A 15,095-nucleotide genomic window follows, 5' to 3' on the forward strand; every position below is an offset into this window, starting at 1 on the left:
TAGGATAACAGCAACCCGTACCACGCCCCATTTGTTTTAGATCAATGAACCGCCGGGTATGTGGAAAACCACAATACCGACCGCGCGGCGCATTGCTGACAATCAACTCACCCAACCAACTTCAGTAGGTGAGTGATGGATTACACCAAACGACGTTTTCTCAGCGCGGTGACCGCTGGTGCTGCGTTAATCCCGGTGACCGGGATTGGCACGGCAACGGCCAGCACCGTGATACGCAATAACCAAGCGCCGGACCGGAAAGGTCAAACAGGCAAACGCTATGCGATGTTGATTGACCTGCGCAAATGCGTGGGCTGTCAGGCCTGCACGGTCGGGTGCAGTGTTGAAAATCAGATGCCTATCGGCCAGTTTCGTACCACCGTCAAACAGTACGAAGTGACCTTAACGGATGGCTCGCAGGCGACTCAGCAGGTGAAAGCGTTCACGCTGCCGCGCTTGTGCAACCACTGCGATAACCCACCGTGTGTAGCAGTGTGTCCGGTACAGGCCACTTTTCAGCGTGAGGACGGCATTGTGATGGTGGACAACAGTCGCTGTGTGGCGTGTGCCTATTGTGTGCAGGCGTGTCCTTACGATGCGCGGGTGATCAACGAACACACCCTGACGGCAGATAAATGCACCTTCTGTGCGCACCGTCTGGAACAGGGCTTGCTGCCGGCGTGCGTGGAAACCTGTGTCGGCGGCGCGCGCATTATCGGCGACTTAAACGATGCAACCAGCCAGATTCGCCAGTTGATGGCGCAGCATCAAGGCGAACTGAAAGTGCTGAAACCGGAAGCCAATACCCAGCCGCATGTGTTTTATCTCGGCATGGATGAACGCTTTACCTCGCACATTCAAGGCAAAGCCGCCATTTACGAGCCGCAAGGAGGCCACGCATGAACATCACCGAAGTGTTGGTTCCGTCGCAAGCGATCGCCTGGTTACCGTGGGCGGTGCAGTATTTCTTCTACATTGGCTCGGCGTACGCCGCGGCCATACTCTTTTTGATTGCGTTGCTGTTTGAAAGGCGCAGCAGTCACCGTTTGCGCGCTGCGCTGGCACTCACGTTGGCAATTGGCGCCATGGTTGGCCCGCTGGCCCTGACCGGCGATTTGCATCAACCCGGCAGAGCGTGGCACTTCTACGCTTACATCACGCCGTGGTCGTGGATGTCGCTGGGCTCGCTGTTTCTGCCGCTATTTTCAGCGTTGGCGGTGGCGACGGCTTGGCTTTATCTGCGCGTCGATTTGATTGCGCTGCAGCAAAGCCGCGGTTTGGTGTTGCGCTGGGTTGGTCAACTGTCGCTCGGCCAGTGGCGCACCTCGCGCCGTTTAATGCTGCTGGTGGCGACGCTGACCATGCTTTCGGGGCTGTCGATTGCGCTCTATACCGGCGCGGAAATTGCCGCCGTGAGCGCTCGTCCGCTGTGGCATCAACCCGCCGCGCCGCTGTTGTGGTTTGTCACCGCGTTTCTGGCCGCCGTGGGTTTTAGCCTGTTTGTTTATCTGCTGGTGCCGAAAGCCATTTCGGCGCAACTGAGCAGCTTTGATCTCAGTTTACTGAAGAAAACCGTGTCGCTCAGTGCGGTGCTGGCGCTGATTTTAGTGCCGATTTGGGCGGCCAATAACCCAACGTTTTCGCTGTATGAAAATGCGCAATGGACGCAGCATCTGGCACTGCTCACCGCGGCGCTGCTGGGCTGTATCGCATGGGCGTTTTTCAGCCTGCACGACCGAACCCGCGGGTTGGGTTTGATTGGCATGATGGCACTCAGCCTTGTCGCCGCTTGGTTGGTACGCTGGGTCACTATGATGCAGGTACAGACCATTCCTAAGTTCGATGTCGGGCCTTATCCGTATGAATTGCCTTGGGGCGCCAATGGCGCGCTCGGCATCGCGGGCATGTTTGGTTTGTGGCTGGCGCTGGCACTGCTGGGCAGTGAGCTGGTGCAACACCGCGCGCAAACCCATCCCTCATCCGTACTGACACACCACGAGTAGGAGAAACAGAACATGGACAACAAACGCCGTCAGTTTTTGAAGTCGGGCCTTGCCGTCGGTGGTGTGGGCGCATTTGCCGCCGGTTACGCAACCACCACCAAACACATGGTGGAAGGGATTGTGGAGGGTAAAGCCGGGCAGGCCACCCGCGATCCGCATCATGGTAATTCGCTGGAGCCGGAATACCGCGTTAATCGCAACGGCAATCTGATCCCCAATCCGAATCAGCGCGTTGCCCCCTCAATGTGTTTTGGTTGCTGGACGCTGTGCGGCCTGCGCGTGCGCATCGACAATCGCAACGATGACATACTGCGCATCAGCGGTAACCCGTATCATCCACTCTCACAGCAAAATGCGATTCCGTTTGCGACGCCGGTCAAAGACGCTTATCTGAGTATGGCGGGCGAAGCGGGGCTGCAAGGCCGTTCAACGGCGTGCGCGCGCGGCAATGCAATGCTGGACATGCAAAACAGCCCTTACCGAATCACGCAGCCGCTGAAACGGGTTGGCAAACGTGGTGAAGGGCGCTGGGAGCCGATCAGCTACGAGCAGTTGATTGAGGAGATTGTCGAAGGGGGCGACTTGTTTGGCGAAGGGCACGTTGAGGGGTTGCGTGCCATTCGCGACCTCACCACGCCGCTGGATACCGACAATCCGGAATATGGTCCGAAAGCCAACCAGTTGCTGGTGACCAATGCCAGTAACGAGGGGCGGGATGACATCATCAAGCGCTTTGCGTTTAACAGTTTCGGCACGCGCAACTTCGGCCATCACGGCTCGTATTGCGGCTACGCGTTTCGTGCCGGCAGCGGCGCATTCCTCAACGATTTGGATAAATACGCTCACCTCAAACCGGATTTTGACCACGCCGAGTACATTCTGTTTATCGGCATGTCACCGGCGCAGGCGGGTAACCCGTTCAAGCGTCAGGCGCGCCAGCTTGCCAATGCGCGTAGCGAAGGCAAACTCGAATACACCGTGGTCACGCCCAGCCTGCCAGCGGGGTCGTCGAGCCTAGCGGCGGGCGATCGTAACGATTGGCTGGCAATCAAACCGGGCACCGATTCTGCGTTGGTGCTTGGTATGATTCAGTGGATCATCGCCAATCAGCGCTACAACCAAACATTTCTGGCTCAGCCGGGTGTGGCTGCGATGCAGCGTGCCGGCACGGCGCACTGGTGCAACGCGACCCATTTGGTGATCAGTGACGAGCAGCATCCGCGTTGCGGCAGTTTTTTGCGCGCGTCGGATGTCGGGTTGCCGTTTGACGGTGAAGCGCGTTCAGACAGCGATCCGTATGTGGTGGTGAGTGCAAGCAGTGACGAGTTCGCGCTTAATACCGAACCACACGAAGCGGCGCTGTTTGTCACGCGCGAGGTGATGGTGGCGGGCAAGCCCGTCACGGTCAAATCGTCGTTGCAGCACCTCAAAGAGCAGGCGTTTAAATACAACCTAGCCTATTACAGCCAGCAGTGCGGAATCAGCGAGGAGCAAATCATCGCGCTGGCACAGCGCTTTACCAGCTATGGCACCAAAGCGGTGGTGGACACCCACGGCGGCAACATGCACACCAACGGGTTTTATAACGCGTTCACCATCATGATGCTCAATGCGATGGTGGGAAACATCAACCGCAAAGGCGGCGCAATGGCCAAAGCGGGCGGTTATCCGACGTCGGGAGACGGCCCGCGTTACAACTTCAACCAGTTTGCCGGCAAAGTCGCACCCAAAGGCATTTTCCTGTCGCGGAGCAAATTCCCGTATCACAAAAGCAGTGAATACCGGCGCCGCGTAGCGGCCGGAGAGTCGCCTTACCCAACACGTGCGCCGTGGTATCCGATATCCGCGCCGCTGCTGACCGAACACTTGTCGGCGGCGATGGACGGCTATCCGTATCGCATCAAAGCGTGGATCAACCACATTGCCAATCCGATCTACGGGGTGCCGGGGCTCAAAGCGCTGCTGGAAGAAAAACTCAAAGACCCGAAACAGTTGGGGCTGATCGTATCGGTCGATGCGTTCATCAACGAAACCACCACGCTGTCGGACTACATCGTGCCGGATACCGTCACGTACGAAAGCTGGGGCATGGCCGGGCCGTGGCATGACGTGCCCGTTAAAACCGTCACGGCGCGCTGGCCGGTTGTGGCGCCGCGCACGGCCAAAACGGCGGATGGGCGCTCGATCTGTCTGGAAAACTTTTTGATCGACGTGGCAAAGAAAATGCAGCTCGGCGGTTTTGGTGACAATGCCATTGCCGATGCTGATGGCAACTGGCACGGCATTCACAGTGCGGAAGATTTCTATCTACGTTCGGCGGCCAACCTGGCGTATGTCAAAGGCGGCGTACCGGAAGTGACGGCGGAAGACATTGCGTGGTCAGGGCTGGAGCGCCTGATGCCCGCCATGCAGCAGGCATTGACGGTGGACGAAATGAAGCGGGTGGCGTACATCTTTGCGCGTGGCGGGCGGTTTGAGGATGCAACCGAAGCCTACAAAGGCGACACCATGAAATACAAATGGGTCAATCCGGTTGCGATATGGAACGAAAAACTGGCGACGTCGCGCAATACCATGACTGGCGAACGCTACAGCGGCTGTCCGACCTGGTATCCGCAAAAACTGGCCGACGGCACGCCGCTGGAAGCGCGTTATCCGCCGCATGAATGGCCATTCAGTCTGACCAACTTTAAATCCAACATTCACAGCGCAGTGTCGAATTTGTCGCCCCGTCTCAACGCGATCAAAGGTGACAATCCGGTCTACATGCATCCACGCGATGCCAAGGCGGCGGGGATTGAAACGGGTGATCGGTTTGTGATTGAAACCCCGAGTGCGCAGATAACGGCGGTGGCGATGGTGCTGGAGGGTATTCGCCCCGGCACGCTCGGTTTCGAGCACGGCTTTGGTCATACTGAACTCGGCGAGCGGTCGCACTGGATTGGCGACAAGCAGCAACCGGTCAGAATGAAGCGCAGCGATGGCGTCAACATCAACGATATCGGCTTGATTGACCCAACCCGGCAAAGCCCGGGCGTGCTGCTCGACTGGGTGGTCGGCGCGGCGGCTCGCCAATCCCTGCCAGCGCGGATTCGCAAAGCGTAGGAAACCCTGCACACCACACCGGCGCAGTAGACTTAAGCCACTGCGCCTTTTTTCCACGGTAAATACGTATCGGTGGTCACTCGGCTTGCTCGGTAAATATGTGGAAATCCACAATAGCTGACGTTAGTGTCAAAGTTGACAATAGGGAGGAGAGCAATAAAGTCATAGTGAGTCAGCATGTCCAAATTATTTTCCGCCGCGGCGCTGTTATTGTTTGCCGCGACCAGCGGTGTCCACGCGGCTGCCATGCCTGTCCAAGGCGAAGTCTGCGTCAGTTGTCACGGCGCCGACGGCAAAGGCCAGCCCAATGTGGCGCCGATGTTAGCCGGGCTGGATAGCCAATACCTGCAAACCCAAATAGCACTCTTTATTTCTGGCGAGCGCCAGAACCCGATGATGACGGCGATGGCGCAAGGGTTGAGCGATCCTGCGGTGCGCAAAAGTGTGCTGGATTACTACTCAGCACTGCCGACGTACCAATTTACCCATCTTGAACAGCGCGGCGATCAGGCCGACATCAGCAACCCCTATCGCAAGCTGATTTATCAGGGAGATTGGGACCGCAACATTCCGGCGTGTTCAACGTGTCATGGTGCTAGTGGAATGGGCGTAGCGACATTCCCGCGTTTGGCCAGCCAGCATGCCGATTACCTGAAAAATCAGCTCCACAGCTGGAAAAACGGTACGCGTCAAGGCGACCCGCTCAACATGATGGCGACCATTGCCGGCAAGTTGACGGATGATGAAATTGAGAATCTGGCGTTTTACTTCGCGTCGTTCCGTTACTGATTGCTGCAGGAGAGCTCATGAAATTTGCATTTTCCCTTTTAACGCTCAGTCTGTTGCCAGCGCTGGCTATAGCTACGACAGAGCTGCCTGATCGTCAGACAGAACTCCCCGCGGTAAAGAAATCGTCGCAGGCCGAGTATCTGGTGCCGCGCGATTTGAGCACGATTCCCGACGATGAATTTGGCCGTCAGGTCAAACACGGTTATTCGCTGTTTGTGAATTCACAGCAGATGCGTGGCCAGTATGTCGGCAACGATCAGAACTGCGTCAACTGCCACATGCAGGCGGGACGTAAACCGAACGCGGCGCCGCTGTGGGCGGCGTACATGGCGTATCCGGCCTATCGCAAAAAGAACGACCGGGTAAACAGCTACGCCGACCGCATTCAGGGCTGTTTTCAGTATTCGATGAATGGTAAGCCGCCTGAGTACGATTCACCGGAGCTGGTGGCGCTGAGCGCTTATGCGTACTGGTTGGCGATAGGCGGTTTGATGGATCAGTATGGTCTTGGCGATCAGCCGGTTCCGGCGCTGGATGCCAAGCAGCTACAAACGGGTGGCAAAATTGAGTCGTTCCCGCTGCCGGACGTGATTGCCAAAGCGCTGCCGGTCGAGAAACGTGGCAATCTGGCCGGGCGTGGCTATCCGAAGCTCGCCAATCCAGAGCAAGCACCGTCGCGCGAACGTGGCGCAGACGTGTATGCCAAAAACTGCTCAACCTGCCATGCGGCAGACGGACAGGGCATGGCCGATGCAACAGGGCGTTCTTACATTCCGCCGCTGTGGGGCGAGTATGCCTACAACTGGGGCGCAGGCATGCACCGTATCAACACGGCGGCGTTTTTTATCTATGAAAACATGCCGCTGGGTAAGAGCGTTCAGCTAACCGTGCAAGAAGCGTGGGATGTGGCGGCGTACGTCAACAGTCACGAGCGTCCGCAAGATCCACGATATAAAGGCGATCTGGATGCCAACCTCAAGCAGTACCACGCCCATGATGGCTTCTACGGCAAAACAGTTGAGGGGTATCGCTTGGGCAGCAAAGCGTTTCCCAGCGGTACGGTCAACTAAATTAAAAAGCGCTCATTCGAGCGCTTTTTTCTCTCTTTCAACCACCAGATCTGCTGGTGGATTTTTACCGCTCAGTGAACGCGATTCGACCATTGCGCACCAGAGCGCGGCGCACGTTTTTGCACAATTTGCCAAATCGGTTGAGTTCGTCGAACGAGGGCGGTAAGCCGCGCTTCACCTGGTGTTGCCAGTAGCTGAGTTCGCTGTCGACCAGTTCCATCAGTTTTTTCGGGCAGCCGACACAGGTATTGTTTGGGCCGCAAACAAAGGTGTCTTGTTTATACAGCGGGAATTCCTGTTGCACCGCGTCGATGATCTGCTGCATAGCGGTGAGGCGGTCGGGTTTGTTGGACATGTTAACCCCTTGGAATAAAGAGGCTATTTTAATGGTGAAGCGGTAGACATCACCACACCACTTAAGGGGCAAACTGGCGGGATTGAGACATTAAACTCGTCAATAATAAACAGCCGCGCAACGTGCTTCTCTCCTAACCCTTTAGTTGAATAGCCTTGCTGAATATGAGATTAATCCCGCGTCAAATATTTGATATTTCAATGATGTAACTGAGGCTGTGGTTACATTACATCGGCGATAGCCACAACATTTCTGCTGTCAATGAATTGACCCGCTTTTATGAACGACGTTACTATTCAAATTATTACTAAGTCGTCTATCCTGAAATTAATTTGCTCGCCCAACTCACGTGAGCCGATTATCGGTGGCTGTTTGGCGGCAATGAATACTTAGATTCTCAACATCGGTCTGTCGAAAAACCAATTGCGTAGGATAGGAAGCGTTGGAAAGTATGCCATTCACTGACAAAAGCTCGTTTGTCAGGACGACACAATCTCTGATACTGGCTTTGGTTTTAGGCCTGTTATGGATGTTGTCGCGCCGAGACTTTGTCACTTTTCACGCAGTTATTGAACTCTCTACGGTATTTGTCTCCGGACTGATTGCTCTTGCTGGCTATAAAGCGTCGGCAAAAAGTGACGCACGCCCGTTGGCGCTGCTCAGTTCACTCTATCTGTGCGTGGCGTTTGTCGACCTCGCGCATATGATGAGCTACAAAGGATCACTGTTTGCTGAAGGTCTGGGCGCGAACCCGCCGACGCAATTCTGGGTGCTGGCACGCTTGGTGGAAGCGGTCGGACTTGCTGTGGTGTTTATCTGTCCATTTCAGTGCCGTTACGTGCAGCACTACATCAAAGCCCTGGTGCTGGTCACGCTGGCTGGGGTGTGCGCGATTTATCCGCTGGAAATTTTCCCTCAGGCTTTTATTGAAGGTCAGGGACTGACGCCGTTTAAGATCTACAGCGAATATGCGGTGATCAGTTTTGTGTTACTGGCCGCCATAGGGGTGTGGTGGCGACGCGAAAGCTACCCGGCAAGTCAGATGAAGTATCTGCTGATTTCTTTTGCGCTGACAATGTTGGCCGAATTCTGCTTTACCCAATACGCGTCAGTGTACGGCGACGCCAATGCTGCCGGCCATTTGATTCGACTGGCGTCCAACTACTTTCTTTACCGCGGCATCATTGCCGACAAGAATGTTGCCCGCAACACGCTTTATCACGCTAACCCACTGCATCTTACTATCGTTGTGCTGGCTTGCATTATCTGGCTGACGATTGCGATCAGTCTTCGTTATATCGAACACGAAGGGAAGCAACGTGACGATCTCTATCTCTACAAACAACGTTTGCAGGGGCTGGCAATCACACTCGACGCGACACTGGAAAGCAAGTTGCGGCTGACAGACAGCCTCGAAGCGTTTGTGATGTCGCGCCCCAATTTTACTGACGAAGAGTTCACCACGTTCGCCAACCGTGTGTTAGAGAAAACGCCTTACATCACCAGCTTGCAACTCGCGCCGAAAGGGATTGTGACTTATGTAACCGATGTGGATCGCAACCAAAAAGCGCTTGGCCACAATCTGCTGCAAGATCCAAAACGCAAAGCAAGTGTCTTGAAAGCGATTTCTGGCAGACGCACCATCGTCGATGGCCCGTTAACTTTGCTGCAGGGTGGTCAGGCTCTGATTGCTCGTGCACCGATCTATCTGCCATCGGAAAAGGGGGGGCCGCGCAATACATTCTGGGGCTTTTCAACGGTGTTGATCGATATGGAAGCCTTGTTGAAATCGGCGATCATCACCGAATTCTCCAAAGAGTTTTCCTTATCGGTCCGCGCCATCAACCCGGTTGGCGTTGTGAATGCGCTGGTACTGGGGGATATCGATACCGATGCTAACCCGGTATTGCAAACCGAGATTCAGTTAAGCAACAGCCGCTGGGTGCTATCGATGGCTGGCCGCAAAGACGCGTACAGTAACCACACCAGCTTTATTTTGTCTTCTTGGTATTGGATTTATCTGTTGTTGTCGACAGGTGTGATAGCGATTGGTCTGTACCGCATACTGAGCCACAAGCTGTATGTCAGAAAGGCGGTCAAGGCGGCGACGCAGCATTTGCAGCAGGAAGTGGAACGCCGCCAGGAAGTCGCGGAATTGGAACGTCGCCTCGCAACGCAGGATGATCTGACGGGCATGACCAACCGCCGACACTTCTATGAGTTGGCGCACAATCACTTCGATACAGCAGTCGCGCATCAGCAGCCGTTTACGCTCTATTTCATGGATCTTGATGGCTTTAAAGCGATCAACGATACCCATGGGCACGCCGTTGGCGATCAGGTGTTGAAGGTTGTTGCCCAGCGCCTGAAATCGACGGTTCGTTCCAGCGACATTATGGCCCGTTTTGGCGGCGATGAGTTTGTGGCGATTTTGCCAGATACCGACGACGAACATTTCCATAAATCGCAGCAGATCATCGATGCCATCGGCCAGCCTATTGTCATTCACGGTCAAAGCCTGCGGATCGGCATCAGTATCGGCGCGGCGGTGTATCCGAAACACGGAGCCAGTGTTGAGTCGTTGTTGGTGGAGGCAGATAATGCGCTCTATCAGGCTAAACGCCGGGGCAAAAACTGCCTCGTCGTCGCTTAAAGCCGTGGCTTAAACTTTGCCCATCTGCTGACGAATCAATTCCCCTAAGCGAGAAATCGCCCGCTGGCGTTGCTCGGTCAGTTCAAACGAGCTGTTGAGGCGAAAACAGTGGGCAAACTGCTCGCCTGGGCTGAACATTTTCCCCGGCGCGATGGTGATCTTTTCTTGCAGCGCGCGCTGATACAGCGCCATCGCATCCATGCCTATCGGCAGTGCAACCCAGATAAAATACCCCCCATCGGAGTCGGTAATACTCACTCCGGGCGGAAACGCCTGATGAAGCTGCTCCAGCATCGCCTTTTTTCGTTCGTGAAGTTTGCGTCGCAGTTGGCGCAAATGCTGTTCGTAATTGCGCGTGGTGAGGTAGTTCGCCAGCGCAAGTTGGATCGGCACACTGGTGGTCAGGGTGCTCATCAGTTGCAGTTTTTGAATTCTCAGGGCGTGCTGACCAGCGGCAACCCAGCCGATGCGAAAACCGGCGACTAAGGATTTGGAAAACGACGAGCAGTGCATCACGTTGGCGCTGCGATCCCACGCTTTAGCGGGCAGCGGCGCTTCCTTACCTGCGTAAAGTTCGCTGTAGACATCATCTTCAATCAAGGCCACCTGATAGCGGCTAAGTAGCTGCACCAGTTGTTGTTTTTTCTCGGCGCTGAGCGTAAATCCGAGCGGATTTTGCAGCGTGCTCATCAACCAACACGCTTTAACCGAATGCGATTGCAGCGCACGTTCAAGGGAGTCGAGGTCGATGCCGTGCTGCGGATCGGTGCGAATGAAGAGCGCTTTCAGCCCCAAGCGTTCAAGGGTTTGCAACGCGCCGTAAAAGGTGGGCGATTCCACCACCACCCAATCGCCGGGACGCGTCACCGCTTGCAGACTGAGGTTGAGCGCCTCCAATGCGCCTGCGGTGATCACGATTTCATCCGGTGAGATGTTGATGCCGCGGGCGGCGTAACGTTTGGCGATGATTGAGCGCAGCGTATCGTTACCCGGCGGCAGGTTATCGAGCGCGCTGGACACCGGCATGCTGCGCGCGGCTGCCATCAGCGATTTATTCACCTGATGACGTGGATAAAGGCTGGGATCGGGATAGGCGTGACCGAAGGTGACCATGTGCGGATTGCGTCCCGCTTGCAGTACATCAAAGATAAAATCGTTGATGTCGATCTGCTCCATCGATTCGATGGCGCGCGGCACGTTGCTGCTTGTCGGAGCCGATTGTGGCGACACGCAGTAACCACTGCGCTGGCGCGATTGAATCCAGCCTTGCGATTCGAGCACTTGGTAGGCATGCAGCACCGTCATCAGGCTCAAACCCGAGTGCTCAGATTGCTTGCGCAGCGACGGCAACTTATCGCCCGCCTGCCAGATGCCTGCGTCAATTTGGTGCTTGATCTGCTCCACCAACTGTTCGTATTTCGCCATTACTTATTCCTTTTATTGACACTCGGAATATAACACTTGGTTTTATTAACTGTTATAGAAAAGCGGCGAGTTTCTGTATCTGTTCGCAATTTTCGTGGCGACTTACCATGCCGCCACAATTAAAAAGATACTGGAAGGAAGTTATGTTCAGTCTCGACGCTTTCATGCTTGCTCGCATTCAATTCGCGTTTACTGTCTCGTTTCACATTATTTTCCCCGCTATTACGATTGGTCTGGCGACCTATCTGGCGGTGCTTGAAGGGCTGTGGCTGAAAAGCCGCAATCCTGATTACAAAACCCTTTACCATTTCTGGTCGAAAATCTTTGCGGTCAACTTTGGCATGGGCGTGGTCTCTGGTTTGGTGATGGCTTATCAATTTGGCACTAACTGGAGCGGTTTTTCGGACTTCGCCGGATCGATCACCGGCCCGTTACTGACGTACGAAGTGCTGACTGCATTTTTCCTCGAAGCCGGATTTCTCGGCGTGATGCTGTTTGGCTGGAAGCGGGTGGGGGAACAATTGCATTTCTTTGCCACCTGCATGGTGGCGCTTGGCACCATCATTTCCACTTTCTGGATTCTGGCGTCCAACAGCTGGATGCACACGCCACAAGGTTATGAAATTGTCGATGGCCGAGTGGTGCCAGTCGATTGGCTGGCAGTGATCTTCAACCCGTCTTTCCCATACCGCTTGCTGCACATGGGCGTGGCGGCGTTTCTCAGTACCGCCCTGTTTGTCGCAGCTTCGGCGGCGTGGCATTTAAAACGCGGCAATGCCAGCAGCGCGGTGCGCAAAATGTTTTCCATGGCGCTGTGGATGCTGGTGGTGGTGATGCCGATTCAGATTCTGATTGGCGACCTGCATGGCTTAAACACATTGGCACATCAGCCTGCGAAAATTGCTGCAATGGAAGGGCATTGGGATAACAGCAATGGCGAACCGACGCCGCTGATTTTATTCGGCATGCCGAATATGGACACAGAGACCACCGATTACGCGCTGGAAATTCCTTATTTGGGCAGCCTGATCCTCAATCACAGCCTGAGTAAACCGATTCCGGCGCTGAAAGAATTTGCCAAAGCAGATCGACCGAATGCCACCGTGGTGTTCTGGGCGTTTCGCATCATGGTTGGGCTCGGCATGTTGATGTTACTGCAAGGGCTCTGGAGCGTGTGGCTGCGTCGGCGCGGCACACTCAATCAACATCGTGGCTTTTTGCGATTGTGTATTTGGATGGGGCCGAGCGGGTTAATTGCGATTCTGGCGGGGTGGTTTACCACCGAAGTGGGCCGTCAGCCGTGGGTGGTTTATGGGCTGCAACGCACGCGAGATGCAGTGTCCGCCCATGGTGATTTGCACATGAGCATCAGCCTGATTGGGTTTGTGCTGGTGTATGGCGCGGTGTTTGGTTTTGGCTATCTGTATATGATTCACCAAATCAAGCAGGGGCCGGATGCTGCGCATTCACCTGAACATGAACAGCCGTTTTTGTCCGGTCGCATTTAATTCAAGGAGCCTGAGATGGGATTTGATTTATCAATCGTGTGGTTTGGCATCATCGTGTTTGCCACGCTGATGTACATCGTCATGGATGGATTTGATTTGGGCATCGGCATTTTGATGCCGATGGTGACCCGCGGCGAGGCGCGCGACACCATGGTGAACTCGGTCGCGCCGGTGTGGGACGGCAACGAAACCTGGTTGGTGTTAGGCGGCGCGGCACTGTTTGGCGCGTTTCCGCTCGCTTACAGCGTGATCATTGATGCGCTGACCATACCACTCACGCTGATGTTGGTGGCGCTGATATTTCGCGGCGTGGCGTTTGAGTTTCGCTTTAAAGCGTGGGCGCATCATCGCGTGTTTTGGGATCGCGCCTTTATGGTCGGCTCGATTGCCGCGACCTTCTGCCAAGGCATGGTGGTGGGCGCCGTGATTCAGGGCATTGCGGTTGAACATCGCCACTACGCGGGCGGCGCGTTTGATTGGCTGACGCCGTTCTCGCTGTTTTGTGGCTTAGGCTTGGTGGTGACGTATGCGTTGCTGGGCGCGACCTGGCTCATCATGAAAACCGAGGGCCATTTACAGCAGCGATTCTTTGGCATGGCGCCGCGTATTCTGACGATGCAATTGGCAGTGATGATCGCGGTAAGTGCGTGGACGGCGTTGGCGCAACCGAGTATTGCCACGCGCTGGTTGAGTGTGCCGAACGTGTTGTGGCTCTCTGCGGTGCCGCTGGCTACTGGTTTACTGGCTTGGGCGGCCTATCGCGCATTGGCGCGCCATGCGGATCGCCTGCCGTTTGTCGCTACGCTGGGCATGGTGCTGCTGGGCTTTGTTGGTTTGGGTATCAGCCTGTGGCCGAACATCATTCCGCCGTCGGTCACGTTGTGGCAGGCTGCGTCACCGCCGCAAAGCCAAGGCTTTATGCTGGTGGGCGCACTGTTCATCATTCCCTTCATTTTGATGTACACCTTTTGGAGCTATGCCGTGTTCGGCGGCAAAGTGAAAGACGGGGAGGCGTACCATTGAACAGACCACATCAGGCGTCTGAGACGTCCGCGACATGGAAACAGTGGTTGTGGCTGGCGGGCATTTGGTGTGTCAGTGTCGCTACGCTGGGCATTGTCGCGACGCTGTTTCGAGCCTTGATGACCGCTGCCGGTCTCAGGGCTTAACCGAAGTGTAGAGCTTACTTTTAGCTCTTTGTCCCCGGCAAGAGGCTTCGCCGGGGACTTTTTTATGGGAAAAATCTTCCTGTCAGCTCTAGCTGAGCAGAATGCCGAGGAAGATCAGCGCCATGCCGCTGATTTGATACAGATGCAAGCTCTCGCCGAGCAGCGCGATGGAGAGCAACACGCCAAACACCGGAATGAGGTGAATGGATAACCCGACTTTAGCCGGCCCCAAACGTTCCACGCCCGCAGTGTAGAGCAGATACGCCAGCACCGAGGGCACAATCCCTACGTAAGCCAGCGCGAGCAGCGTGTGATTGTTCCAGTTCGGCAAGGCGCCGGAGTGCGCTTCCCACAGGTAAAACGGCAGCACCACCAACAAGCCAAGGAACATCTGCACCGACATCAAACCAATCCGGTTGATTTCTTTGGGCATGCGCTGAATCACCAGCGTGTAGAAGGCCCAACTGACCATTGCCAGAAACACAATCATATCGCCCTGATTAAAGCTCAGTGAGGTGAGTACCGACCACTCACCGCGCGAAATAATGCTCAGCACGCCGACAAACGAAATGCTCATCCCCAGCCACTGTTTGGCGCTGAGGGTGAGTTTAAAAAACAGCGAGCCAAACAGCATGATCAGCAGCGGAATGAACGAGTTCAGGATCAGCGCATTACTGGCGGTGGTGGTTTGCAAACCAAGATAGATAAACGAGTTAAACGCCGCGACTCCGGTAATGGAGGCGATGACAATCCGCGTGCGGTATTGCCAGTAAAGCCGCCATTCACGGCGCAAGGTTTTGTAGGTAAACGGCAGCAGCACCAGACTGGCAATCAACCAACGATCAAACGACAGAGTGAGCGGGGGAATATCGCCGCGCACCGAGCGGCCGACAATAAAGTTACCTGCCCAGAAGAGCGGTGGCAGCGCAAGCAAACAGAGCGTCACCCACAACGTGCTTTTCGGGCTGGATTTAAGGCGGTTCACAAGACTGGTCATGACTTCCTTTTCATTTTTCTT

12 protein-coding genes are annotated in these 15,095 nt (G+C 55.2%); 9 read left to right on the forward strand and 3 right to left on the reverse strand.

What is annotated here, in order from left to right:
* Positions 1-135 precede the first annotated feature (135 nt).
* From dsrO to LGV68_RS01735, 5 genes are all read left to right on the forward strand, one after another.
* Positions 136-903: a sulfate reduction electron transfer complex DsrMKJOP subunit DsrO gene (gene dsrO / locus LGV68_RS01715; protein ID WP_252536091.1), complete on the forward strand. Its 768-nt coding sequence runs from the start codon at positions 136-138 to the stop codon at positions 901-903.
* A complete protein-coding gene (gene nrfD / locus LGV68_RS01720; RefSeq protein WP_252536093.1) occupies positions 900-2,003 on the forward strand; it encodes an NrfD/PsrC family molybdoenzyme membrane anchor subunit in 1,104 nt (367 codons plus the stop codon). The genes dsrO and nrfD overlap by 4 nt, the downstream gene beginning before the upstream one ends.
* A gap of 12 nt (positions 2,004-2,015) precedes the next feature.
* A complete protein-coding gene (locus tag LGV68_RS01725; RefSeq protein ID WP_252536094.1) occupies positions 2,016-5,108 on the forward strand; it encodes a tetrathionate reductase subunit A in 3,093 nt (1,030 codons plus the stop codon).
* A 177-nt stretch (positions 5,109-5,285) separates the two neighbouring features.
* On the forward strand, positions 5,286-5,897 hold the full coding sequence (locus tag LGV68_RS01730; RefSeq protein WP_252536096.1) for a c-type cytochrome: 612 nt from the start codon (positions 5,286-5,288) through the stop codon (positions 5,895-5,897).
* 17 nt (positions 5,898-5,914) lie between these two features.
* Entirely contained in the window at positions 5,915-6,967 is a 1,053-nt protein-coding gene (locus LGV68_RS01735) for a c-type cytochrome (RefSeq protein ID WP_252536098.1), read from the forward strand.
* A 64-nt stretch (positions 6,968-7,031) separates the two neighbouring features.
* Here LGV68_RS01735 and LGV68_RS01740 read toward each other — a convergent pair whose 3' ends face one another.
* The gene (locus LGV68_RS01740; protein ID WP_252536099.1) at positions 7,032-7,322 is read right to left on the reverse strand and encodes a hypothetical protein; all 291 of its coding nucleotides are present in this window, start codon (positions 7,320-7,322) and stop codon (positions 7,032-7,034) included.
* Positions 7,323-7,773: 451 nt separating this feature from the next.
* Between LGV68_RS01740 and LGV68_RS01745 the strand changes: the two genes are divergently transcribed.
* On the forward strand, positions 7,774-9,975 hold the full coding sequence (locus LGV68_RS01745; protein ID WP_252536101.1) for a sensor domain-containing diguanylate cyclase: 2,202 nt from the start codon (positions 7,774-7,776) through the stop codon (positions 9,973-9,975).
* Between the two features lie 9 nt (positions 9,976-9,984).
* On the opposite strand, the gene LGV68_RS01750 is transcribed toward LGV68_RS01745, so the two are convergent.
* Entirely contained in the window at positions 9,985-11,400 is a 1,416-nt protein-coding gene (locus LGV68_RS01750; protein WP_252536103.1) for a PLP-dependent aminotransferase family protein, read from the reverse strand.
* A gap of 143 nt (positions 11,401-11,543) precedes the next feature.
* Between LGV68_RS01750 and LGV68_RS01755 the strand changes: the two genes are divergently transcribed.
* From LGV68_RS01755 to LGV68_RS01765, 3 genes are read left to right on the forward strand one after another with little or no spacing between them, the layout of a single operon-like run.
* A complete protein-coding gene (locus LGV68_RS01755; protein ID WP_252536104.1) occupies positions 11,544-12,908 on the forward strand; it encodes a cytochrome ubiquinol oxidase subunit I in 1,365 nt (454 codons plus the stop codon).
* Positions 12,909-12,923: 15 nt separating this feature from the next.
* Positions 12,924-13,931 carry a cytochrome d ubiquinol oxidase subunit II gene (cydB, locus tag LGV68_RS01760; RefSeq protein WP_024375334.1) on the forward strand — a complete coding sequence of 336 codons (1,008 nt, stop codon included), beginning with the start codon at positions 12,924-12,926 and terminating at the stop codon, positions 13,929-13,931.
* Positions 13,928-14,077 carry a DUF2474 domain-containing protein gene (locus tag LGV68_RS01765; protein ID WP_020330045.1) on the forward strand — a complete coding sequence of 50 codons (150 nt, stop codon included), beginning with the start codon at positions 13,928-13,930 and terminating at the stop codon, positions 14,075-14,077. The genes cydB and LGV68_RS01765 overlap by 4 nt, the downstream gene beginning before the upstream one ends.
* Positions 14,078-14,165: 88 nt before the next feature.
* Here LGV68_RS01765 and LGV68_RS01770 read toward each other — a convergent pair whose 3' ends face one another.
* A complete protein-coding gene (locus LGV68_RS01770) occupies positions 14,166-15,074 on the reverse strand; it encodes a DMT family transporter (RefSeq protein ID WP_165879885.1) in 909 nt (302 codons plus the stop codon).
* Positions 15,075-15,095 lie beyond the last annotated feature (21 nt).

It is taken from the genome of Vibrio sp. LQ2 (assembly GCF_023920125.1).
Classification (GTDB): Bacteria; Pseudomonadota; Gammaproteobacteria; order Enterobacterales; family Vibrionaceae; genus Vibrio; species Vibrio fluvialis.